General features: G+C 70.0%; 16 protein-coding genes. 7 read left to right on the forward strand and 9 right to left on the reverse strand.

Features of this window, described 5'->3' with window-relative positions; genetic code table 11:
- Window positions 1-54 precede the first annotated feature (54 nt).
- Entirely contained in the window at window positions 55-1,077 is a 1,023-nt protein-coding gene (locus tag SACAZDRAFT_RS03375; protein WP_005438716.1) for a glycosyltransferase family 4 protein, read from the forward strand.
- On the opposite strand, the gene SACAZDRAFT_RS03380 is transcribed toward SACAZDRAFT_RS03375, so the two are convergent.
- Window positions 1,059-3,281 carry a DUF6351 family protein gene (locus tag SACAZDRAFT_RS03380; RefSeq protein ID WP_005438717.1) on the reverse strand — a complete coding sequence of 741 codons (2,223 nt, stop codon included), beginning with the start codon at window positions 3,279-3,281 and terminating at the stop codon, window positions 1,059-1,061. The genes SACAZDRAFT_RS03375 and SACAZDRAFT_RS03380 overlap by 19 nt on opposite strands.
- A 189-nt stretch (window positions 3,282-3,470) precedes the next feature.
- Between SACAZDRAFT_RS03380 and ligD the strand changes: the two genes are divergently transcribed.
- Complete coding sequence (ligD, locus tag SACAZDRAFT_RS03385) at window positions 3,471-4,439, forward strand: non-homologous end-joining DNA ligase (RefSeq protein ID WP_005438718.1); 969 nt, start codon at window positions 3,471-3,473, stop codon at window positions 4,437-4,439.
- On the opposite strand, the gene SACAZDRAFT_RS03390 is transcribed toward ligD, so the two are convergent.
- The gene (locus SACAZDRAFT_RS03390) at window positions 4,417-4,998 is read right to left on the reverse strand and encodes a GNAT family N-acetyltransferase (RefSeq protein WP_005438719.1); all 582 of its coding nucleotides are present in this window, start codon (window positions 4,996-4,998) and stop codon (window positions 4,417-4,419) included. The genes ligD and SACAZDRAFT_RS03390 overlap by 23 nt on opposite strands.
- A gap of 45 nt (window positions 4,999-5,043) precedes the next feature.
- Window positions 5,044-5,940, reverse strand: coding sequence for a LysR family transcriptional regulator (locus SACAZDRAFT_RS03395; protein WP_040927652.1), 897 nt, complete (start codon window positions 5,938-5,940; stop codon window positions 5,044-5,046).
- Between the two features lie 137 nt (window positions 5,941-6,077).
- On the opposite strand from SACAZDRAFT_RS03395, the gene SACAZDRAFT_RS03400 reads away from it, so the two are divergent.
- Together SACAZDRAFT_RS03400 and SACAZDRAFT_RS03405 are read left to right on the forward strand one after the other, a co-directional pair.
- Complete coding sequence (locus tag SACAZDRAFT_RS03400; RefSeq protein WP_005438721.1) at window positions 6,078-6,434, forward strand: DUF1801 domain-containing protein; 357 nt, start codon at window positions 6,078-6,080, stop codon at window positions 6,432-6,434.
- Window positions 6,431-6,820: a VOC family protein gene (locus SACAZDRAFT_RS03405; RefSeq protein WP_005438722.1), complete on the forward strand. Its 390-nt coding sequence runs from the start codon at window positions 6,431-6,433 to the stop codon at window positions 6,818-6,820. Before SACAZDRAFT_RS03400 ends, SACAZDRAFT_RS03405 begins: the two co-directional genes overlap by 4 nt.
- A gap of 7 nt (window positions 6,821-6,827) precedes the next feature.
- Here SACAZDRAFT_RS03405 and SACAZDRAFT_RS03410 read toward each other — a convergent pair whose 3' ends face one another.
- A complete protein-coding gene (locus tag SACAZDRAFT_RS03410; RefSeq protein WP_005438723.1) occupies window positions 6,828-7,697 on the reverse strand; it encodes a PhzF family phenazine biosynthesis protein in 870 nt (289 codons plus the stop codon).
- The gene (locus tag SACAZDRAFT_RS03415; RefSeq protein WP_005438724.1) at window positions 7,694-8,527 is read right to left on the reverse strand and encodes an SAM-dependent methyltransferase; all 834 of its coding nucleotides are present in this window, start codon (window positions 8,525-8,527) and stop codon (window positions 7,694-7,696) included. Before SACAZDRAFT_RS03415 ends, SACAZDRAFT_RS03410 begins: the two co-directional genes overlap by 4 nt.
- A gap of 427 nt (window positions 8,528-8,954) precedes the next feature.
- On the opposite strand from SACAZDRAFT_RS03415, the gene SACAZDRAFT_RS03420 reads away from it, so the two are divergent.
- The 3 genes from SACAZDRAFT_RS03420 (at window position 8,955) to SACAZDRAFT_RS03430 (ending at window position 14,906) form a co-directional block, all read left to right on the forward strand.
- Window positions 8,955-9,287, forward strand: a complete 333-nt coding sequence (locus SACAZDRAFT_RS03420; RefSeq protein ID WP_005438727.1) for a type VII secretion target — start codon at window positions 8,955-8,957, stop codon at window positions 9,285-9,287.
- Between the two features lie 103 nt (window positions 9,288-9,390).
- Complete coding sequence (locus tag SACAZDRAFT_RS03425; RefSeq protein ID WP_005438729.1) at window positions 9,391-14,217, forward strand: DUF6531 domain-containing protein; 4,827 nt, start codon at window positions 9,391-9,393, stop codon at window positions 14,215-14,217.
- A gap of 104 nt (window positions 14,218-14,321) precedes the next feature.
- Complete coding sequence (locus SACAZDRAFT_RS03430; protein WP_005438731.1) at window positions 14,322-14,906, forward strand: YbaB/EbfC family nucleoid-associated protein; 585 nt, start codon at window positions 14,322-14,324, stop codon at window positions 14,904-14,906.
- Between the two features lie 202 nt (window positions 14,907-15,108).
- On the opposite strand, the gene SACAZDRAFT_RS03435 is transcribed toward SACAZDRAFT_RS03430, so the two are convergent.
- The 4 genes from SACAZDRAFT_RS03435 to SACAZDRAFT_RS03450 all read right to left on the reverse strand — a co-directional run bounded on the left by SACAZDRAFT_RS03435 (window position 15,109) and on the right by SACAZDRAFT_RS03450 (window position 21,677).
- Window positions 15,109-17,652, reverse strand: coding sequence for a GcvT family protein (locus SACAZDRAFT_RS03435; protein ID WP_005438732.1), 2,544 nt, complete (start codon window positions 17,650-17,652; stop codon window positions 15,109-15,111).
- Window positions 17,653-17,863: 211 nt separating this feature from the next.
- The gene (locus SACAZDRAFT_RS03440) at window positions 17,864-19,555 is read right to left on the reverse strand and encodes a formate--tetrahydrofolate ligase (protein ID WP_005438734.1); all 1,692 of its coding nucleotides are present in this window, start codon (window positions 19,553-19,555) and stop codon (window positions 17,864-17,866) included.
- A 13-nt stretch (window positions 19,556-19,568) separates the two neighbouring features.
- On the reverse strand, window positions 19,569-20,429 hold the full coding sequence (locus tag SACAZDRAFT_RS03445; protein ID WP_005438736.1) for a methylenetetrahydrofolate reductase: 861 nt from the start codon (window positions 20,427-20,429) through the stop codon (window positions 19,569-19,571).
- 15 nt (window positions 20,430-20,444) lie between these two features.
- Window positions 20,445-21,677, reverse strand: coding sequence for a glycine cleavage T C-terminal barrel domain-containing protein (locus tag SACAZDRAFT_RS03450; protein ID WP_005438738.1), 1,233 nt, complete (start codon window positions 21,675-21,677; stop codon window positions 20,445-20,447).
- Window positions 21,678-21,684: the final 7 nt, after the last annotated feature.

Here is a 21,684-nt window from a genome sequence, read left to right on the forward strand (position 1 = left end):
GGACTTTCGACACCCCACCGTTTGCCCCCACGCCCCACGGGAATTGGGGCCAACATGAGTCAACCCAGAATTGCCATGATCGCGCCCCCCTGGTTCGAGCTCCCCCCGAGCGCCTACGGCGGTATCGAAGCCATGGCCGGCGATCTCATCGAACAGCTCGCCCTCCGCGGAGTGGACCTCACGCTCGTCGGCGTGGGACGCAACGGCACCCCCGCCGACTTCGTCCCCACCTACGACACACCCAACGAGGACCGCCTCGGCCAGGTCCTTCCCGAGGTCACCCACGCCGCGGAACTGACCGACATCATCGAGAAGATCGACCCCGACGTCGTCCACGACCACAGCCTCGCGGGCCCCCTCATGGCCCGCGGCCGCAGCATGCCGACCGTTCTCACCGCCCACGGACCCGTGAACGGCGAGATGGGCCGGTACTACCGCGGACTCGGCGACAGCGTGCAGTTGGTGGCCGTCTCCGACGCACAGCGACGGCTCGCCCCCGACCTCAACTGGGTCGGCACCGTCCACAACGCCGTGCGGGTCGACCGGTTCCCGTTCCGCGAGGACAAGGAGGACTACGCCCTCTTCCTCGGCCGCGCCTGCGTCGAGAAGGGCATCCCCCAGGCCATCGCCGCCGCCCGCCGCGCGGGCATCCACCTCAAGATCGCCGCGAAATGCCGCGAACCCGAGGAGAAGGCCTACTTCGAACGCGAGATCGCGCCGCTGCTCGGGCCCGGCGTCGAATGGCTCGGCGAAGCCGACCGCGCCCGCAAGGCGGAACTGCTGCAGAGCGCCCGGTGCCTCGTCTTCCCGGTCAGCTGGGAGGAACCCTTCGGCATCGTCATGGTCGAGGCCATGGCCTGCGGCACCCCCGTCGTCGGCTTCCGCCGCGGCTCGGTGCCCGAGGTCGTCACCCACGGCCGCACCGGCTACGTGTGCGACGACGTCGAGGGCCTCGCCGACGCCATCGGCCGGGTCGGCGAACTCTCACCGCACGACTGCCGCCGGGAAGCCGAGCTGCGGTTCGACGTCGAGATGATGGCCGACCGCTACGCCCGGATCTACCAGTCCGTGCTCTGAGGCGCGTCCTCGGTCTCCTGCACGACTCCCACCACCGGATACCGCAGCCAGGTGTCCATCAGACCCTGCTGCTCCACACCCGGACGGGAGTAGTCGCACACCCCGTCGGAGAAGATCGCCCGCAAGCGCCGCCACTGCCGGTCGGTGAACTCGACGTCGTAGTCCGCCGGGTCCACGGCCTTCACACTGCACTTGACGAGGTCGGCCTTCACACCCTCCCCCGCGACCTCCCGCGGGAAGGACGCCGACGGGTACCACTGCTCGCACTCGCTCGCCGGGTCGCGATCCAAGGGCTGCGCGACGAAAACGGGCTCCTCGTCACGGGAGTAGCAGCCCTCCCGCAGTGACGCGGGTTTCGCCTCGGCGATCTCCTCGACGTCGAAAGGAGCCGAACCCGACTTCCCCAACGCAGTCAACCAACGATCCATGTCGACGACGGCGCTGCGCAGCAGCGGACTGCGGGTGCTGAACCCGCCGTAGCGGTTGTCCTCCAGCAGACTCACGTGGTTGGCGGCCGAACCGTTGGCCTCCCGCAACCGCTCCCGGATCGAGAACGTGTGGTATCGCACGTGGATGTCACCGTTCGGCAGGTCGTCGGTGTAGGCGCGGTAGTCGATGATCGGCACCGTGCCGAGCCCGCCGCCGCCGTTGGTGAGCCGACCGGTCCGGTAGGCGATGCGGATGGCCTGCCGGTCCCCTTCCGTCCGCCTCGGCACGAGGTTGGCGTCGTCGTCGAAACCACCCACCCGCGCGTTGAGGTCGAGGAACTCCTCGACACTGATGGCGCCGTCGTTGAGTGCCTTCAATCCGTACTGGACACCCACGTTGTCCAGCGGACGCCGGGCGAACCCGGTCTCCGGGTCCCGCCCGTACACGTTCACCGCGTGGTCGTACACCCCGCAGCGCACACCGCCGGGATTGGTCTCCGGGTGATACCGCTCGGCGACCGGCACCATGTCGCAGAAGGCCGTCGGCGAGATCCGGCGCGCGCCCACGGCGACGTTCGGCGCCGTCTCGTACCGCAGGAAACCCGTGACGGCGCGCTTCTGCTCCTCCGTCCACTCGAGATCGCTGCCGGTGAAGTACTCGTGCAGCAGCCACGCGTCGGTGATGAAGTTGACCGTCCCGAACCCGACCTCGGGGAACGAGCAGCCCACCACGATGCCGTCGAAGATCCCCGGGTAGTTGTCGACGATCTGGTGCGCCTGGTACGCGCCGCCCGAACACCCGAAACCGATGGTGTGCTCGATCGGACCGTGCCGCTCGGCGAACCGCTCCTTCACCATCATCGCCGTCTCCGCCGCCGTGACGTCGGCGCAGTTCGCACCGTAGACGTTGAGCGACGACGACATGACGCCGTAACCGCGGCTGAGCATGAAATCGTCGGTGACGCCGCCGGTGGTGTTGCCCTGCCGATACCAGCCGCGGGTGCAGCCGCCCCCGAGCGTGTAGATCACTCGCCCGTTCCACCCCGCCGGCCGCGCGGCCGGGCCGGGCTCCGACTCCCGCAGCGGGTCGTGCAACACCGTCATCTGGTAGATGCCGCGGTTCAGCGTCCCGGTCTCCATCCGCACCACGTAGGGCACGCGACGACCCACCGACGTCGTCGTCCGGACCAGGTCGTCGGGATACGCGGTCGCGTCCTCGGGCCACGGGGCGAACGCGCCACCCGTGGTGCGGTAGAAGTAGTCGACCCTGGTCTCGATCGAACAGTCCTCGTCGACCGGCTCCCCGAGCGTTCCGCCGACGACCGGCAGCCGGAAGGTCGCCGTCTCACACGCGAACGGCTGCTGGTGCGGACCGGAGAACACCGGCCCCTGCGCCGGGTGGTTGGTGAGCACCAGTTCGGCGCGCGGCCGACCCCGCCCCGGCACCGACGCCACCAGGGTGTTGTCGCCCTCGCGTAGGCCGGTCACGTGGCCGGTGAGTGTGCGAGCCCGCCGATCCACCGCGAACCGGCCGGTGACGTCCGCCCCGTTGAGGCGCACCCTCACCGCCGAGGGCGGCACGCCGCGCGAGCCGGTGACCTGGATCAGCGCGTCTCCCGCGGTGACCATGTCGGCACGTCCGGACAGGACCCGCACCGACAGCTCCCCGCGCGTCGCCGCGTCGCTCTCGATCGGGGTCAGCATCATCACCGCGGTGGACAGTGCCGCCAGCAACGCCGCCGAGACGGCTCTCCACCCCGTCGCACCTCGCCTCATCGGACCTCCCCCTCGATCGCGCCGGAGCTGTACTGTAATCGAGTCAATCCGCTCGGTAATGATGCTTTCGGACGTATCGCGCTACCGCCATCAGGACCCACACCCGAACGCCGGACACGCCGCGATCGGTGGTCACCCTGGCCGGGACGTACGGGTGCGGCCACCCCGGGACGCACCGAGCATGAGGGAATGGCCCTGCCCCCACCACGTTCGCCCATGCTCGCCGTGTCCGGCGACGTGCCGGAGGGCGACGACTGGGCCTACGAGTGGAAGTGGGACGGTGTCCGCGCGATCGTGGGTGTCGCGGGACCCGAGGTCCGCGCCCACTCGCGCAACCTCCGCGACATCACCCCGAGCTATCCCGAACTGCACTCCCTGACCGGCCTCACCCGGCAGACGCTCCTGCTCGACGGCGAGCTCGTGACACTCGACGAGGCGGGCCGCCCCGACTTCGGGATGCTCCAGTCGCGCATGCACGTCCACGCCCCCACACCGCGGCTGCTCAGCGACGCGCCCGTGCACTACTACGTCTTCGACCTCCTCGTCGTCGACGGCGAGGAGCTGCACGAGCTGCCCTACCACCTGCGCCGGGAACGGCTCACCGCCCTCGGACTGTCGGCGCCACCGACGATCCGCACCCCGGAGTACTACACACAGGTCTCCGGTGCCGAACTGCTCGCCGTCGCCGCGGAACACGGACTGGAGGGAGTGGTCTCCAAACGGTTGGGCTCGACGTACCGGCCGGGCATGCGCTCCCGCAGCTGGATCAAGACGCCGCTGCGAGTCACCCAGGAAGTCGTCATCGGCGGTTGGGTGCGCGGCGAAGGCCGTCGCGCGGGCACGCTGGGGGCACTCCTGCTCGGCGCCCACGACGCCGACGGCGACCTGGTGTACGTGGGCCACGTCGGCACCGGGTTCACCGAGGCCGCGCTGGCGGACCTGCTCACCCGCCTGCGCCCGCACGAACGTCCGACCAGTCCTTTCGCGACGCCCGTCCCGCGCGACCGTTCCCGGCACACGCAGTGGGTGGAACCCGTGTTGGTGGGCGAGGTCGAGCACCGGCAGTGGACCGGCGACGGGAGACTGCGGCACCCGTCGTGGCGGGGACTGCGCCCCGACCGCGAACCGAGCGAGGTCAGGCTTCCCCCGAGCCGCTAGCCCCCGCATCGGGCCGGATCGCCGCGTACAGCAGCATGTCCACGCGCCTGCCCCCGATCTCCTGGTGACTGCGGAGCAACCCTTCACGCTCGTAGCCCGCGAACTCGGCCGTGCGGACGGACGCGACGTTCCACGGTTCGATGTAGAGCTCGACCCGGAACAGCTCGGGCAGTGTCCAGGCGAACCGGGTGAGGGCGGTGAGCGCCTCCCCCGCCACGTTGCGGCCCCGGCTGCGCGGAGCGACGCTGTACCCCGCGCTCACCCTGCCGGCGGCGGGCGCCGTGAAGTTCAGGCCCGCGGCACCGAGCGCCTCGTCGGTGTTCCGGTCCGCGACGCAGAACGAATACCCCGCCCGCGTACGCAGGCGCTCGTGCTGCCGGGCGATGTAGGCGAGGGCCTCCTCGCGGTCGGCGTGGCCGGGCAGCGTGCCGATGGTCGGTACGTACGGATCGGTCGACAGATCCCTCAGCATGTCCACGTCACGGTCGTCGAACGCCCGAAGGCACACGTCACCGAACGTCGGCGCGGTGGACGGCAGGACCAGGGGAGAACAGTTCACGTCGGCCAGTCTGCCCGTCGAGGCCGCTTTTCCACAGAGCGCTGCTCACTCACCGCTGCCACCCAGGACGGCCTCGGTGGCCCCGCGCACGAACTCCCTCACCCGCGCGGTCGCTCGGGACTCCGACCAGACGAAACCGCGTTCGATGGGTGGAGCGTCCTCGATCGGCACGTACACCAGGTCCGGTCGCGGGTGGTAGCGTCGCGTCTCCTCCCCGACCGGCAGCACTCCCTGACCGAGCGCGACGAGCGACAGCATCTCGGAGAAGGTCGTCCCCTCCGGACCCCGGGGAACCGGCCGTCCCGACGGCGTCCGGTCGGGAGTGCGGTCACGCTTGAACGCAGCCGACGTCACGGCCGGGTACTGCACCATCGGGTGATCACCCAGCGTCTCCAGCGACACGGCTTTCCGACGCGCGAGCGGGTGGTGCGCCGCCACGGCCAGCAGCCTGCGCCCGGTCAGCAGCACAGGACCGTGCGCCATGCCGTCGAACGGGTACGACGCCAGTAGGAGGTCGACCGAACCGTCGACCAGGCTCGACCTGCTGGTGGAGAGCTGCACCTCCACCACGCGCACGGCGCAGTCCGGATGCCGCCGCAGAAACACGTTCGCTGCGGCGCTGACCACCGGCGCTCCCCATTCGCCCAGGAAGGCGACCGTCAACTCTCCCGACACGCCGCGGCCCGCGTCGGTGGCCCGGCGCAACGCCTCCTCGATGCCGTCGACCAGCGGGGTGAGGTCGTCGGCCAGCCGCTGCCCGATGGGGGTCAGCCGCACCCGACGGCTCGTGCGCTCGAACAGCAACGCACCGATCCGCCGCTCGAGCTTCTTGACGACATGGCTCACCCGGCTCGTGGTGACGTGCAACCGCTGCGCCGTTCGGCCGAAGTGCAGCTCCTCGGCCAGCGTCAGGAACGTCTCCAGCTCGTGCCGTTCGAGCATGTCACCCCACATCGTTGAATCAAGATCAACGATCGTAGCGCGATCACACCTTGGTTCGGATCCCCGCACAGACCACCGTCGACACCACAGAAGGCACCGGCACAACGCCGGAATCACCCGACTCCCGAGGAGTTTCCATGACCACCGTCTCCGACTACGTGAGCGCACTGCCGTCGCCCCTGCGGCCGATCGCCGAACAGGTGTGCTCGCTCATCGACGACACACTGCCCGAGACGACGGGTGCACTCTGGCACGGCCACCCGACGTGGAGCCTGGGCGAGCGCCCCGGCCGCAAACCCGTGTGCCTGGTGAAGGCACACTCCTCCTCCGTCACGTTCGGACTCTGGCGGGGCCAGGAGGTGGCCGACCCCTCGCACCGGCTGCACGCCGGTGCGCGCACCATGGCATCGGTGAAGCTCGTCGACGTCTCCGACATCGACCGGGCACTCTTCACCGACTGGCTCCGCCAGGCCGTCGCCCGGGAGACCCGATGAGTGCGGTGCGGGTGACCGGATTCGACCACCTGGTGCTCAACGTCGCGGACGTCGAACGTTCGCTCGCCTTCTACGTCGGGGTCCTCGGACTGGCACCCGTGCGGGTGGACGCGTGGCGGGCCGGTGAGGTCCCGTTCCCCTCGGTGCGGATCGACCAAGGGACGATCATCGATCTGGTGCGCGGTCCGCGTGGCGAGTCCAATGTCGACCACCTGTGTCTCGTCGTCGCACCGATCGACTGGCGAGAGGTCGTCGGCTCCGGGATCTTCACCGTCGACGAGGGCCCGGTGCCCCGTTTCGGTGCCCGGGGCACCGGACAGTCGATCTACGTGCGTGATCCGGACGGCAACGTGGTCGAGCTGCGGCACTACCCACAGGACGCGTGAGGAACGGTCAGGCGGGGATAGCGACCGCCTGACCGCTCACCCGCACTCGAGCGTCGTCCGGATCGACCGTGACACGCAACTCGCTCGGGCGTCCCATGTCCTCGCCCTGGTGGACGAGGAAGGTCGTGGGGGCGGTGACGAGTCCGAGTCCGCGCAGGTAACCGCCGAACGCCGCCGCGGCCGCGCCGGTCGCGGCGTCCTCGACGACCCCGCCGACCGGGAACGGGTTCCTGGCGTGGAAGCCGCCGTCGGCACCGGGGCAGAACAGGTGCACGGTCGTCCACCCCTGTGCCCGCATGAGGTCGCCGAGCGCGTCGACGTCGTAGTGCAGCGCGGCGAGCCGCTCCCGCGAGGCCGCGGCCAGCACGAGATGGTCGTTGCCGCCGAACGCGACGTGCGGCGGGAACCGGGGATCGAGGTCCGTCCGCGACCAACGCAGTGCCGACAGGGCCGCGTCCACCACCGCGTCGTCGGCCACGCGCGACGAGGTCGGCACGCTCGTGAGCGTGGCCTGCGGGACATCGTCACCGGCCGCGGCGACCTCGACGGGCACCTCGCCGGCGCGGGTGGCGAACACGAGTCGTCCCGGGCCGAGCCGACGGCCCAGTTCCACGGCGGTGGCGACGGTCGCGTGGCCGCAGAAGGCGACCTCCGCCGCGGGACTGAAGTACCGCACCTCGAACCACCGTCGCGCCACGTCCTGCTCGGTCACGAAGGCGGTCTCCGAGTAGCCGACCTCGGCCGCCACGGCCAGCATCCGCGCGTCGTCGAGTCCGGCGGCGTCGCACACCACGCCCGCCGGGTTGCCTCCGTCGGGCGTGGTCGTGAACGCCGCGTACCGCAGGACGTCCACGGACTGCGGTATCGGACTGCTCATCGCTTCCTGGCCACTCCCGCCAGGCCCCTCGACCGCGCGGGCTCCTCGTTGTACGGGTCCTCACCGGAGGGACGCCACTCCGGCAGCCACACCAGGCCCGGCTCCACCATGTCGAGGCCGTCGAAGAACGCGGCGATCTCCTCGCGGGGACGCGGCATCGCCGGGCTGTTGGTCTTCTTCGCGTACGACTCGGTCAGCTTCTTCGACACCTCGATCGTCTCGGTGTCGGACGGATCGACGTGGATGTGCGACAGCGCGAGCAGGCTTCCCTCGGGCAGGCGCTCACGGTAGTAGGCCAGCACGCGCCCCGGGTCCGTCTCGGGCGGCATGAAGTGCAACAGCGCCACCACGAGCAGTGCGATCGGCTTCGTCTCGTCGATGACACCGGTGTCGAGCACCCGCTGCCACAGCAACGCACCGTCGAAGAAGTCCGCGTCGATGGCCCGGTGCCGGTTCGGGTCGGCCGTCTTCTCCAGCAGGATCTCGGCGTGCGCCTGCGCGATCGGCTCGTTGTCGATGTAGACGACGCTGCACTCGCCGGGCGCGATCTCGTCGGCGACCTCGTGGACGTTGCCCTGCGTCGGCAGACCCGATCCGATGTCGACGAACTGGCGGACCCCCTGCTCGACGGCGTAGCGCACCGCCCGCTTCAGGAAGGCGCGGTTCGACCGGGCGAAGTCGCGGATGTCGGGCAGCAGCCGAAGCTGCTCCTGGGCGAACGCCTGGTCGACCGCGTAGTTGTGCGTCCCACCGAGCAGGTAGTCGTACACCCGGCCCACCGACACCTTGTTCACCGACTCAGCGAGCCGGTCGGCGTTGCTCGCCGACATGGACCCCACACTCCTCTGTCATGATCACGATGTTGTCCGACCCACAGTGTGCCGCCTCACCTCGGGAGTGCACACACCGACTCGGACATCCCACCCACACAGCCGTGTCCGCGTCCCGCGCACGCGTGTTCGCATTTCATGTACGCGTGTTCGCCCCAGCCCCACGGGTATAGGTCGTTATACAACCAACGGCTGTCGTCGGTCACCCACGACGCCCGGCCCGGCCGTGCGACCCAGCACTCCGCGGCGGGCAGGAACGGCACGGAGTACGCCATCACTTCGGCCGCGCGCTGACCATATTCTCCCTACGCACGGATCGACGCCACGGCAAATCACCACCGTGGCACTGTCGTCGGCACTGCTATTCTTTTTCCAGGGCGTCAGCGACAGTGCCGGCACCTGAACGTGACCCTGGGGGGCATCACACATGTCGTTCGACGTCGTGCCTGAAGACCTCGTCGCGCATGCCAGTCATCTCGACGGAATCAGTGATCGCCTGGACACCGCTGTCGACGCGGCCCGCACGGTCAGCATGGACGACAGCGCCTACGGGCTGCTGTGCGCTTTCCTGCCACCGATCATCAATCCCATGGAGGACGACGGGGTCGCCGCGCTGGAGGCCGCCGTGGAAGGCGTCGCCGTGCTCGCGGACAACATTCGCAAGGCGGGCGAGTCGTATCGCGACGCGGACGCCTCGAACGAACGACCGATGACCGGCTTCGAGCGAGCCCTCGATTCCACGACGATCAGAACCGCCTGAAGCCGCTGACCCTGCCACCAGGTCATTTCCGAAATGCCCGGACGGCCCTTGTTGCCCATTTTCGATGGTCGCGATCGACCGACTCCTAGGGGGGGAGCCACCGGTGAGCAACCCGCTGATCGCCGAGGTGCAGGATTCGACCGAGGCGTACTCCGGTATCCCGTTGCTGGAGTCGGTGTTCGACACCAAGCAGGCCATCGAGAGCGGCGACTGGGCCGCGGGCGTGATGGGTGTCGTGGGCACCGGCCTGGACATGCTCGGCACGGTGCTGGACCCCTTCGGCTCGATCCTGGCCGCGGGCGTGGGCTGGTTGCTGGAACACGTCGGCCCGCTGTCCGACGCGCTCGACGCGCTGACCGGCGATCCCGACGTGATCAGCTCGCACGCGGAGACGTGGCAGAACGTGGGCACGGAGCTCGCGTCGATCAGCGCGGACCTGCTCAAGGCCGTCGACGAGGACACGACGACGTGGACCGGCCCGGCCGCGGACACCTACCGTCAGCGCGGCGCCGACACCGCGACCTTGCTGCAGGCGGCGCAGTCCGCGGCCGAGGGCGCCGGCAGTGGCATCGCGACCGCCGGTGAAGTGGTGGCGGCGGTGCGGACACTGGTCCGCGACATCGTCGCCGAGCTCGTCGGACGCCTAATCAGCTGGGCCCTCCAGGTGGTGTTCACTCTCGGCATCGGCCTGACCTGGGTCGTCCCTCAGGTCGTCAACGCGGTGTCGAAGACCGCGTTGAAGATCACCGACCTGACGACCAAGCTGATCGAGGCCATGGGGAAGCTCGGGCCGCTCCTGGCGAAGCTCGGCGACAAGTTCCGGGAAGCGTCCACGACACTGAAGAAGATCAAGTCCGGCGACCCCGGCAACCCGCGCTCGGTGGAGGGCGGCAACACCACGCCGAGCGGCTTCGGCGGGACGAGTGGCGAACGCGGCGGTTCCGGAGGTGGAAGCCCCCGGCCCGACCACCAGCCGAGGTCCGATTCCGGGACGACCGACACCACCACGTCCGGATCGTCGACGCCACCGCCACAACAGTCGAGGCCCGGCAACACCACGCCGAGCAGCGGGCAGGACACCAGGAACACCAACGTCTCCGCCGACGACCGCAACTGCGCGGGCGACCCGGTGGACGTCGCCACCGGTGAAGTGATCGTGGCACAGATCGACCTCACGCTGCCCGATCTGCCGCTCCCCGCCCTCGAACGCACCCACGTCTCGTCCTACCGCGAAGGCCGCTGGTTCGGCCCGTCCTGGTCGTCCACACTGGACCAGCGCTTGGAGATCCGCGGCGAGACCGTCCGCTACTTCGCTCCCGACGGCATGATCTTGACCTATCCCCTGCCGTCCCCGACGGCCTCCGCGCTGCCCGAGGCAGGGCCACGGTGGCCGTTGTCCCGCCACGCCGACGGCCGTTGGACGCTCGAGAAGCGTCCGGCACGCCACACCCTGCAGTTCGCGGGATCAGGGTCGGTCCTGCCGCTGCGGGCCGTGGAGGGCCCCGACGGCCAGCGCAGCGAGCTCACCTACGACGAGGCGGGAGCGCCCGCGGTACTGGCCCACTCCAGCGGGGTTCGGATGGGCTTCCGGGTGGAGGGATCCCGGGTGACCGAGCTGGCCGTCCTGGGCACCGGCGGCCTTCCCGACGTCCTCGTGATGCGATACCGTTACGACGGCCACGGCAGGCTGACCGATGTCGTGAACTCCTCGAACGGCCCACAGCGCTTCGACTACGACCCCCACGGTCGGGTCACGGGCTGGCAGGACCGCAACGGCGTCTGGTACCGCTACGTGTACGACTCGGCGGGACGGTGCGTGCGCACCGTGGGTACCGACGGATTCCTCGACGGCGTCTTCGTCTACGACACCGAGCGTCGCGTCACCACGCACACCGACTCCCTCGGCCGCACCACGGTGTACGAGCTCAACGAGGCACACCAGACCGTGCGCGAGACGGACCCTCTGGGCAACGTGACCGCCTTCGAGTGGAACGGCTACAACCAGTTGCTCGCCCGCACCGATCCGCTCGGCCGCGTGACCCGGTACGACTACGACGCCGACGGCCTTCCGGTGTCGATCACCCGCCCGGACGGCAGCGTCGTGTCGCTCGACCACTCCGACGACACGCTGACGTCGTTCACCGTCGTCGAGAACGGGAGGACCTGGACGGGGCACTACACCGACACCGCCCCCGACCCGGTGCGTGAGCCGGTCGGCGTCGCCACCGCGCTCGACGTCTCGGCCGTCCCCACGCCCGGACCGCTCCCGGGTGGCGAGGAGGACCGCGACCAGTTCGGCAGGCCTCGCTCGATCCCGAGCCCCGGAGGTGGACGCGTCCTGCTCGGCTGGACGGTCGACGGGGCGCGCGCGACGCGGATCAGCCCGCACCGAGCGCGCGCGGTGTGGCAGTACGACGGCGAGGGCAACGAGATCGCGCACGTCGACGAACTGGGCCACGTCACCAGGCGCGAGTACGGTCCCTTCGATCTGCTCACCGCCGAGGTCGACCCGGCGGGGGCCCGCACCGAGTACCGATACGACACGGAACTGCGGCTGGTGTCCGTCACCGATCCGCTCGGCAGAATCTGGAGCTACCGCTACGACGCCGCGGGCCGGCTCGCGGGCCAGACCGACTTCGACGGCCGGGTCTGGACCTACGAGCACGACGCGGCAGGTCAGGTGGTCCGAGCCACCCAGCCCGACGGCCAGGTCGTCGAGTACGGCTACGACCTGCTCGACAACCTCGTCGAGCTGCGCACGCCGCACGGCAGCACCCGCTACGACTACGACCCGGTGGGAGAGGTCGTGCGGGTGACGTCCGCGGACTCCGTGGTGGAGTTCGAGCGTGACGAGGACGGTCGCGTCGTTCGCGAGGTGGTCGACGGCCTGGCCGTGACCTTCGCCTACGACGCCGAGCGGAACACCATCCGCCGGCGAACCCCCTCCGGGGTCGAGAGCGAGTGGTCGTTCGACGAGTCGGATCGGCCGGTGACGCTCCGCACCGAGGGCCACGCCGTGCGGTACCTGCGCGACGCCGACGGCCGCATCGTGCGGCGCGACACGGACGGCCGCAGCGTGCTGGCCCAGTCGTTCGGTGCCGGCGAGCACGTCGAGGAGCAGACACTCTCGACGGGCGGAATTCCCTTGCAGCGTCGCGCCTTCGAATACCAGGCCGACGGCAAACTGGCCGCACTCCGGGACGAGGTCGCCGGCAACCTCGCACTGACCCGCGACGCCGCCGGACGCATCGTCACCGACGGCCGCGACACGTTCCGGTACGACCCGGCCGGGAACCTGGTGGCCTGGTCGAGCAGCCCAGGCCTGGCACTCGACTACGACGCCCTGGGCCGCCGGATCCGTTGTCGCGAGGCCACACCCGGTGGCGAGCGCATCTGGGAGTACTCCTGGACCGGGGAGCTGCTCACCGGCCTTCGCACCCCGGACGGCCACCAGTGGCGCTACCGCTACGACCCGCTGGGACGGCGGATCGCCAAGGAACGGCTGCTGGCGGACGGGTCGGTGGCCGAGTCCGTCCGGTTCGTCTGGGACGGCACGATCTTGATCGAGCAGATCCACGTCGACGAGCACGGCATCACCCGGAGCACGACGTGGGAGCGGCTCCCCACCGAGCACACGCCGGTGACGCAGCTCGAACGCGGCCCAGGTGGCGAACGCTTCCACTCCGTCGTGACCGACGCGCTCGGCACGCCGACCGCACTGGTCGACGAAGCCGGTGCGCTCGCGTGGGTCGGGCGGCGGTCCGTGTGGGGCCGGGTCCCGCCCTCCCCCGCCGCGCCGACCTCCATTGCGCTGCGCTTCCCCGGCCAGTACGCCGACGAGGAATCCGGCCTGCACTACAACGTGTTCCGGTACTACGACCCGGTCACCGCGCGCTACCTCAGTCAGGACCCGCTGGGCATGGAGGCCGGGCCGAACCCCACCGCCTACGTCACGGACCCGTTCTCCGAGTGCGACGCGCTGGGGTTGATGAAGTGCTCGAACAACTCGTCCGGCAGCAAACCGCCGTCGACCAACTCGCCTGCCCAACACAACGCGAACAACGCGGGTGGCAGCGCGAACACCCCGGCGCAGCCGGGCGGCAAGCGGAAGAAGAGCGCCGGCAACAGCGCGAATCCCCAGCCGGCCAAGAAGCCGAAGAAGCAACCGGGTCCGTGGGACCGGGCAGATTTCAACAATGACACGTTGAAGGACATCAAGACGCAGAAGAAGAACAACCCCGACTACTCGGGCGGGAACGTCCATGCACGACACATCGTCTCGTTCCAGACGATGCGCGACAGCCTGAGAACCTGGGTGGACGACCGTTTCCCGGTCGGACATCCGCAACGGGACTCCATGATCGACGAGTACTCCGCGAAGCTCGATCGAATGAACAGCAACATCGAGAACCTGCCACTCGGCCCCGGCGCCCCGAACTCGTCCATCGGCGGTGTCGTCAACAATTTCGACACCATCGAGAAACGAATCGACGGCAGGTTCCCCTCGGACGATTTCGTCAAGGACAGCAACGGCAACTTCGTCCTGGACAGCCAGGGAAACAGAATTCCCGAAATGGAGCCGCCGATGGCTCCGAGCGAGGCTTTCGACAAGAGTTCCGGGTACTACAAGAACATCCGTGACGAGTTCGGCAAGCCGATCATGACGGCAGCCGACACGATCACAGACCCCGCCGAGCGGAAGGAGTTCCTCAACGACGTCAGGTTCTCCGCCGACTTCGACTGGCCCGGTGGCGACAAGCAGGAGTTCAAGCAATGGAAGAACGTCCACGACGAGATCGTCAATATCGGCGAGAACCCCGGTGACTACACAGCGCAGCACGTCGACGAGGTCATCGATCGGTTCTTGAACCTGAACAAGCCGAGTGGCGCGCACGAATCATGGCCGGATTGGCAGGCTCGGCCGAAGTAGGACTGATCAAAACGTGACGGCCGGGGCTCACGCCGCGATGGACCCGCGACAGGCGAGGGCTCGGGTCGAGGACGAGATGGCACAGGATTCGAGGGGGACGAACCGTGACGGGTGCCGGTGGACTCGGCGAGGCGATGCGAGATCCGGACGAGGCGATCCGGCGGATGAACGACTGGGCCGCGGGGTTCGCCCGCAAGGCCGAACGCTACGCGGCGGCGCAGGAGCGGACCGAGCAGCTGACGCTGTCGGCCACGAGCCCGGACGGCACGGTGCGGGTGACGGTCGGCGCCGACGGCGTGGTGTCGGATCTGGCGTTCAGCGCCAAGACCCGCACGATCCCGCCCGAGGAGCTGGCGCGCATGGTCCTCACGACCATGCGCCAGGCGCAGGCGGGAATCACCGAGCGGGTCGCCGAGGTGATGGACGACGTCCTCGGCGACGAGGACCGGCAAACGCGCGCCGCCATGCTCGGAGCACTCAGCGCGCGCTTCGACCCCGAGGACCCCGACGACGGCCCGCCCGCACCACCCGCGCCGACGCCCCCTCCTCCCCCGGCGCCGTCCTCCGGCTCCCCGGCCCCCACCGGCGGCCCTCCGAGCCCGCCCAGGCCGACGCAGTCCGGCAGGCCGGCGTCACCGCGGCACGCGGGCGGTGTCGACCCCGACGAGGCCGACAACAACCCCTGGTGACCCCGCGCGTGTCCGCGTCCTGCGTACGCGAGTTCGTCGTCGCCGTACGAACCGACCGCCCGACGCCCCGCCGTATAGGTCGTTATACATAACACTGCTGCCGCGTCGTGCCGGCGGTCGGCTGTGTATCGATCGGCCGGCTCCTGGATCTCGCGGCGCAGGCGGGCGGCGGTTCGGGTGGTCCGGTTGGCAGAGGACCCACTCACCGGGCAGCTCGCGACCCGCCCTTCAGGCGCGTGTCCTCGGGATCGAACAGCGGCGTGCGCCCCGCGCGCGCCACGGTGACCGGGTAACGCTGCCCGAGGTACTCGACCAGCAGTCGTGTGCCCTCGACGGCGAGATCCCGTGGCAGATAGGCCATCAACAGGTAGGTGCCCAACGACGGCGCCGGTCCGGCGCTCGTCACCTGCGCCGGCCGTCCGCGGCGGTCGACGATGCGCTCGCCACCGGTCGTGAGCACCGGCTCGCCGCCTTGCGGATAGCGCACGACGCCGTCGGCGTCCACGTGGTCGCGCGCCGCCCCCATGTCGAGCGTGCAGAGCACGGCCGCCGGGCCCGTCTCCCGCGCCGCCAGATAAGCGTCCTTGCCCACGAAGTCGGCGGTCTTCACCTTCGGCAGCGCCAGCCCCGCCTCGACGGGATCGTGCTCGGAGTCCAACTCGGCCCCCATCAACCGGTATCCCTTCTCCAACCGCCCCGTGGTGCCGTACACCCCGATCCCCGCGGGCACGATGCCGAAGAGGCCGCCCGCCGCCGCCACGACGTCCCAGAGACGTTGCCCCTGCTCGAACGGCGCGTGGAGCTCCCAGCCGAACTCACCGACGTACGACACGCGCACCGCGAGCACGTCCACAGTGTCCACGGTGAGACGCTTCGCCCGCCCGAACGGCAACGCGGCGTCCGACACGTCGTCGTCGGTCACCGTGGTGAGCACGTCGCGGGCGCGCGGCCCCCACAACCCGAGCGTGCACACGGCCGACGTGACGTCGGTGAACACCACGGAACCGTCCTCCGGCAGATGACGCGTGAACCAGAACGCGTCCCGCGCCCCGTCGGCCGCACCCGTGATCACGCGGAAGTGCCGCGGCCCGAGCCGCACGATCGTGAGGTCGCTGCGGAACCCGCCGCCGGGCGTCAGCACGGGCGTGTAGATCAGGGCCCCGACGGGCCGGTCGACCTGGGCGACGACGAGGTGTTGCAGGTAGTCGAGCGCACCCGGCCCGGCGATGTCGAACTGCGCGAACGCCGACAGGTCGATCATCGCGCCGCGCTCGCGCATCGCGAGATGCTCGGCCTCGATGATCGGCGACCACCAGCGGGCGTCCCACTCGTGTTCGCGCTGCGGCACCCGGTCGCCGTACTCCTCCAGCAACACCTCGTTCGCGCCGTACCACTGCGGACGTTCCCATCCCCCGACCTCGAAGAACACCGCGCCCAGCGCCGTCTCCCGGGCATGGAACGGGGACACGCGCTGCGGCCGCACCGACTCCCACTGCTCTCGCGGGTGGACGATGCCGTAGGTCTTGTTGAACCCCTCCTCCGCGCGCGCCCGCACGGCGGCCCGCGTGCGCTGGTGCGGGTAGAAGCGCGCGATGTCGGCGCCGTGCAGATCGATCTCGGTGTCGCCGTGGGTCATCCACTGCGCGAGCATGCGCCCGACCCCGGGACCTTCCTTGATCCAGACCGCGGCCGCCGACCACAGTCCCCGCACCTCCGGCGTCTCGCCCAGCACGGGCGCACCGTCCGGCGTGATCGACAACAACCCGTTGATGGCATGGCGCACGTCGGCCTGCGGTGTGTCGAGAAGGGTCCCGACCAGCGCGTGCGCATCCTCCAGCTGCGTCCGGAAGTCCTCAGCCGTGAACGGCAGCTGCGTGGGCGACAGGGCCGACTCCGCGATCGACGGGATATCCTCGGGCTCGTGCAGGATCGGGCGGTGAGCGTAGGAGCCGATCTCCAGATCCGCGCCCCGCTGCCGCTCGTACATCATCGCGTCCATGTCCCGCACCAGCGGGTAGGCGATCTGCGCACCCGTCTTCTCCAGCTCCGGGATCGGGCCCACGTCGATCATCTGGTGCACGGCCGGGGACAACGGGATGCGCGCCCCCGCCAGCTCCGCGATGCGCGGACTCCACACCCCGCACGCGATCACGACGGTGTCGGTGACGATCACACCGGCATCCGTCTCGACCGCCCGCACACGCCCGTCCTCGACTCGGATGCCGGTGACCTCCGTGTTCGGTGACACGGTGAGCGCACCGAGGTCGTTCGCCCGCCCCCGCAACAACGCCCCGGCCTCCACCGGATCGACCACCCCGCCCGAAGGCGTCCAGAAACCCGCTCGCACCAGGCTCGTGTCGACGAACGGCACCAACTCCCCCACCCGCGCCGCGTCGACGAACTCGGCCTCCACCCCGTAGGCACGCGCCGACGCCATGCGCCGGTGCAGCTCGTCGACCCGCTCCGGCGTCCGCGCGAGCTCCAACCCGCCGCACGTGGTGAGGACACCGAGCTTGTCGTACTGGTGCAGCGAGTCGACCGTCAGCGCCGTGATCTCCTTCGAATGGTCGACGGGGAAGACGAAGTTCGACGCGTGTCCCGTCGATCCGCCCGGATCCGGCAACGGCCCCTTGTCGAGCAGTACGATGCGCCGCCACCCCGCGTCCGCGAGGTGGTAGCTCACCGAATTGCCCACGATGCCGGCTCCGATGACGACGACATCGGCCTCGACGGGAAGCTGACTCATGGCCACCTCCTGTGCTCCTGTGGGACACCCACACCCGGTCGGCGTCCACAGACGACCCCGGCAACCCTCGCCCGCGGCCACCTCCTATGCTCCTGTGGGACACCCACACCCGGTCGGCGTCCACAGACGACCCCGGCAACCCTCGCCCGCGGCCACCTCCTGTGCTCCTGTGGGACACCCACACCCGGTCGGCGTCCACAGGCGACCCTGCTCACGCCAGCCCCACCACCTGACCGGACTCGTCGATGTCGATGTGCTCCGCGGCCGGGTGGGAGGACAGGCCGGGCATCGTGCGCATGTCCCCGCAGATCGGGTAGACGAAGCCCGCACCGGCCGACGCCCGCACCTCGCGCACCGGAAGCCGCCACCCGGTGGGCGCGCCCTTGCGGCTCGGGTCGTCCGACAACGACAGGTGCGTCTTGGCGATGCACACCGGCAACGCATCGAACCCGCACCGCGTGTAGGTGTCGAGCTGCCGTCGCGCGAGAGGGCTGAGGTCGATGCCGTCGGCGCCGTACATCCGCCGCGCCACCACGTCGATCTTCTCCGCGAGCGGGAGGTCCGTCGGATAGAGGTGGGTGAACTCCGCCGGTTGCTCGCAGGCCGCCGCCACGGCGTCCGCGAGCTCGGCCGCCCCCTTGCCGCCCTTCGCGGCGTGGGTGCTCACGGCCGCGCGCACCCCCTCCTCGGCGGCGATGTCCAGAATGGCCCTGTGCTCGCTGTCGAAGTCGCCCGGGAACGCGTTCACCGCCACGACCGGCGTGACACCGTGTGCCCGGATGTTGGCGAGCTGCCGGCGGAGGTTCCCCGCGCCCGCGTACACGTCGTCCGGGCTCTCCTGCACCATCTCGTCGGGCAACGGCCGTCCCGCCACCACGCGGTAGCGGCCCGAGTGCACCTTCATCGCGCGCACGGTGGCCACCACCACCGCGGCGTCGGGCACGAGCCCCGACGCACGGCACTTGATGTTGAAGAACCGCTCGGCGCCCATGTCGGCACCGAAACCGGCTTCCGTGACGAGGTAGTCGCCGCACCGGATGCCCACGAGGTCGGCCACCACCGACGAGTTGCCGTGCGCGATGTTGCCGAACGGTCCACAGTGGATGAGAACGGGAGTCTGCTCCACCGACTGCAGCAGGTTCGGTTTGACCGCCTCCCGCAGCTGCACGCACATCGCTCCCGCGGCCTTGAGCTGCTCCGCGGTCACCGCTTCGCCGTCGCTGTCGTAGCCGACGACGATGCGGCCGAGCCGGTTGCGCAGATCCCGCAGCGACGAACACAGCGCCAGGATCGCCATCACCTCGGACGCCGCCGTGATGTCGAACCCGGTCTGCCGCGGGATCCCGTCCTGCCGACCGCCCAGCCCGGTGACGATCTGCCGCAGATCGCGGTCGTTGACGTCGAGCACGCGCCGCCAGGTGATGCTCCACGGATCGAGTCCGAGGGCGTTGCCCTTGTGCAGGTGGTTGTCCACCATGGCCGCCAGCAGGTTGTGCGCGCCGGTGACCGCGTGCAGGTCGCCGGTGAGGTGCAGGTTCACGGTCTCCATCGGCACCACCTGCGCGTACCCGCCACCGGCCGCGCCGCCCTTGATCCCGAACGTCGGGCCCATCGACGATTGCCGGATGGCGATGACCGCGCGCTTGCCCAGGTGCGCGAAACCCTGACCCAATCCCACCGTGGTGGTCGTCTTCCCCTCCCCCAGCGGGGTCGGGGTCAACGACGACACGACGACATAGCGAGCCTTCGGCCGATCGGCGAGTTCGTCGATCGCGTCCAGCGACAGCTTCGCGGCGGCGTTGCCGTACGGCTCGACGAGGTGGGGCCCGATGCCCATGTCGGCCGCCACGTCGAGGAGCGGCTTGCGGACGGTGCCGCGGGAGATCTCCAGGTTCGTGGGCATGAGCGCACACTCCTCACTCGGTGTGAGAACCTCGGACGGCGGTCAGCCACGCGGTGGTCGCGCTGACGCGGTTGAACGTGTAGAAGTGCAGCCCGGCGGGAGCACACTCTCCGTCGGCGGCACGGTCGGCGAGGCCCGCGAGGAAACGACCGGGATCGTGCCGCGACACGAGCCCGGCGACCGTCGAGCGGTTCGCGCGCAGGAACGACAGCGAGTCGCCCACCCCGACGCGCGAGCCGACCCGCAGCAACGCGGCGGGACTCACCACACCGGCCACACCGACCAGCACCGGCAGCGTCACACCCCGCTGCCGGGCCGCGCGGAGGAACCGGCACACGACGCCCGGGTCGAAACACAGCTGGCTCACCGCGTAGTCGGCGTGGGGTTGCTTGGCCCGCAGCGCCTCCCACAGCGCGTCGTCGGGCACCGTCGGATGCCCCTCCGGGTAGCACGGCACCCCGATCCGCCTCGGCCGGCGGCCGGACTCCTCGATCGCCCGCAGCAGCGACAGCCCGTCGCCGAACGGCCCCGCAGCCGTGCTCGCGTCACCGGCGATCACGAACACCTCGTCGGTCTCGACCGCCGCGAGCCGATCGAGCACGTCCCGCAGGTGGGTCGCGTCGCGGACCTGCCGCGCCGCCAGGTGCGGGACCACCCGCAGCCGTTGCGCGGCGAGTTTCTCGCACAACTGCACCGTCGCGTCGAGACCGCGCGTCGGCGACGCGGTGACGGTGACCGTCGTGTTCTCGGGCAGGTGGGCCGTCTCGTCGAGCACCGCGTCCAGCGGCAGCACCTCGAACCGCGCCTCGTCGAGCCAGCGGCGAGGCAGCCGCGGTGCCGGACCCCGACCGCGAGCTCGGTCTCTCAGTCCCATCGTGGGCCTCCACGGTCAGCGCTTCGGGGTGGCCTTCTGCGGGTCCACGAACGGCTTGTCCACCACCGCCGCGTCCCGGAGGCCGGTCGGCGTTCCGACGGTGACCTGGGTGCCCACCGCACTCGCCTCGATCGGCACCATGGCCAGGCCGATGTTGGCGTTCAGGCGCGGTGAGTGGCAGGCGCTCGTCACCGACCCCACTGGCTGCTGCGCGCCGTGCGTGAACACGTCGAACGGCTCGATCATCGACCCGTCGTTGAAGCTGCCCAACGGGGCACCGTCGATCTCCAGCCCGACCAGCAGTCGGCGCACGCCGTCGGCCTTCACGCGGCGCAGCGCCTCCTTGCCCACGAAGTCGGCCTCCTGGTCGAGGTCGACCATCCACCGGTAGTCGTAGCCGACCTCCAGGGGATTCGTGTCGCGGGTGATGTCGCAGCCGTAGGCGAGCATGCCCGCCTCGATGCGGCGGATGTGGCACGGACCGATCGGTCGCAGGCCGTGCGGTCGGCCCGCCTCCCACACGCGGTCCCACAACCGCTCGGCGTGTCGCGAGGCGTCGTACAGGTAGATCTCGTAACCCACTTCGCCGGAATAACCCGTTCGGCTCACGACGACGCGCATGCCGTCGAGGTCGTACTCCCGCAGCCGGTAGTAGGGCACGGCGAGGACGGAGCCTCCGAACAGGTCGGTCAGCACGTCCTTCGCGCGCGGCCCCTGCACCTGCAGCGGCGCGACGTCGGCCTCCCGGATCGTCACGTCCCAGCCACCCGCGTGGGCCAGACCCCACGCCCACAGCCCGACGTCGCTGTCGGCCAGGGAGAGCCAGAACCGGTCGGGCTCGAGCCGCAACAGCACGGGATCGTTGATGATCCCGCCGTCAGGAGCCGTGACGAACACGTACTTGCACTGCCCCACGTCGCACTTGTGCAGGTCACGCGGGACGAGCATGTTGGTGAACTCGAACGCGTCCGGCCCGGTGATCTCGAGCTGACGTTCGACGCCGACGTCCCACAGCGTGACGCCCTCCAGCAGCGCCCAGTACTCCGAGACGGGATCGCCGTAGTGCCGGGGGTGATAGGTGTGGTTGTACACGCTGTAGCAGGCGGCGCCCTGGGCTCGCGACTTCCAGAAATACGGCGACTTACGCAGCCGCGGATAGAGCAGGATGGACGGTTCGGTCACCGTCCTGGCCCCGGTGTCGGAGCCGCCGGCGTGGCGGGGAACGGGCTGCTGGACGACCTCGGCCATGAGACAC

It is taken from the genome of Saccharomonospora azurea NA-128, assembly GCF_000231055.2.
GTDB classification, from domain to species: domain Bacteria; phylum Actinomycetota; class Actinomycetes; order Mycobacteriales; family Pseudonocardiaceae; genus Saccharomonospora; species Saccharomonospora azurea.

What these genes read in the sequence shown, in the direction of transcription:
- SACAZDRAFT_RS03375 (WP_005438716.1), top strand. Translation starts at nt 55, where the DNA reads ATGAGTCAACCCAGAATTGCCATGATCGCGCCCCCCTGGTTCGAGCTC.
- SACAZDRAFT_RS03380 (WP_005438717.1), bottom strand. Translation starts at nt 3,281, where the DNA reads ATGAGGCGAGGTGCGACGGGGTGGAGAGCCGTCTCGGCGGCGTTGCTG.
- ligD (WP_005438718.1), top strand. Translation starts at nt 3,471, where the DNA reads ATGGCCCTGCCCCCACCACGTTCGCCCATGCTCGCCGTGTCCGGCGAC.
- SACAZDRAFT_RS03395 (WP_040927652.1), bottom strand. Translation starts at nt 5,940, where the DNA reads ATGCTCGAACGGCACGAGCTGGAGACGTTCCTGACGCTGGCCGAGGAG.
- SACAZDRAFT_RS03400 (WP_005438721.1), top strand. Translation starts at nt 6,078, where the DNA reads ATGACCACCGTCTCCGACTACGTGAGCGCACTGCCGTCGCCCCTGCGG.
- SACAZDRAFT_RS03405 (WP_005438722.1), top strand. Translation starts at nt 6,431, where the DNA reads ATGAGTGCGGTGCGGGTGACCGGATTCGACCACCTGGTGCTCAACGTC.
- SACAZDRAFT_RS03410 (WP_005438723.1), bottom strand. Translation starts at nt 7,697, where the DNA reads ATGAGCAGTCCGATACCGCAGTCCGTGGACGTCCTGCGGTACGCGGCG.
- SACAZDRAFT_RS03415 (WP_005438724.1), bottom strand. Translation starts at nt 8,527, where the DNA reads ATGTCGGCGAGCAACGCCGACCGGCTCGCTGAGTCGGTGAACAAGGTG.
- SACAZDRAFT_RS03420 (WP_005438727.1), top strand. Translation starts at nt 8,955, where the DNA reads ATGTCGTTCGACGTCGTGCCTGAAGACCTCGTCGCGCATGCCAGTCAT.
- SACAZDRAFT_RS03435 (WP_005438732.1), bottom strand. Translation starts at nt 17,652, where the DNA reads ATGAGTCAGCTTCCCGTCGAGGCCGATGTCGTCGTCATCGGAGCCGGC.
- SACAZDRAFT_RS03440 (WP_005438734.1), bottom strand. Translation starts at nt 19,555, where the DNA reads ATGCCCACGAACCTGGAGATCTCCCGCGGCACCGTCCGCAAGCCGCTC.
- SACAZDRAFT_RS03445 (WP_005438736.1), bottom strand. Translation starts at nt 20,429, where the DNA reads ATGGGACTGAGAGACCGAGCTCGCGGTCGGGGTCCGGCACCGCGGCTG.
- SACAZDRAFT_RS03450 (WP_005438738.1), bottom strand. Translation starts at nt 21,677, where the DNA reads ATGGCCGAGGTCGTCCAGCAGCCCGTTCCCCGCCACGCCGGCGGCTCC.